Here is a 933-nt window from a genome sequence, read left to right as displayed (position 1 = left end):
CTCTTCTTGATCGTAGGTTTGTGCGATATTCCATGTTCGCCGTGTTTTGGCAAAACGCCATGCTCCTTCAAACTGCAGAAAATGCCGTGCATAATCGTCAGCCGGCGAATCGCCGTATTGGCGGTATTCTCCGCTGTAGGCCAACAAATAACGGTCTTCCCCTCGCACACCAATCGCCTGAAGATAAGGCGCTAATTGAACATAGTCAGATTGCTGCGCCTGCTGATCATCTGTTTGATACGTCACATTGTCATTTGAGCCGTAGCTCGCAGCGAGCTTGTGACTGGAAAATACGATGCCTGCAATGCCAATTATGCGATTTCGGTTGTTAACTCTGCATTGACTGGCAAACAAACGAGCAACCCGAAGATGGCACTAGATAAGCTGTCTCACTAACAAAAGCCTTGTAATACCGTCATGAAATAATTTGATATCCAACCACAGACTCCAGTTTTGCATGTACTGAATATCGTATTGGATTCGCTTTTCCATTTTATCGACCGTTTCGGTTTCGCCACGGTCATCCATTGATTTGTGCCCACCCCGTGATGCCAGGCTTAATTTTGTGTCTGATCATGTAATTATCGACCAACACTCGATATTCTTCATTGTGAGCAACCGCGTGTGGTCGCGGCCCCACAATCGACATCGAGCCTTGCAGTACGTTAATAAACTGCGGCAGTTCGTCTAGTGAGGTTCGGCGGATAAAAGCGCCAAATTTGGTCACGCGAGGATCATTCTTGGTGGCTGCGTCACTACCGCATTCATTTTCCATCACGCGCATGAACGAAACTCCACACTTTGATTTTTTTACCACCAAGGCCATAGCGGTCTTGCTTAAACAGTACCGGGCCTGGAGAGCTTAGCTTCACACCAATGGCAACAGCAACCAGTACAGGCAAAAGTCAAAGGGTGATCAGCGAACCAATTGAC

The 933-nt window shown here is 47.5% G+C and carries 2 pseudogenes; both read right to left on the bottom strand.

The window, feature by feature from the left end:
• Window positions 1–354: pseudogene (locus CIK04_RS28650) on the bottom strand (hypothetical protein); the annotation flags it as partial.
• Window positions 329–933 (bottom strand): annotated as a pseudogene (locus CIK04_RS28645) (sugar transferase); the annotation flags it as partial. The pseudogenes CIK04_RS28650 and CIK04_RS28645, both read right to left, overlap by 26 nt.

It is taken from the genome of Vibrio sp. 03_296 (assembly GCF_002265885.1).
This window is presented reverse-complemented; position numbering and strand designations above follow the sequence as displayed.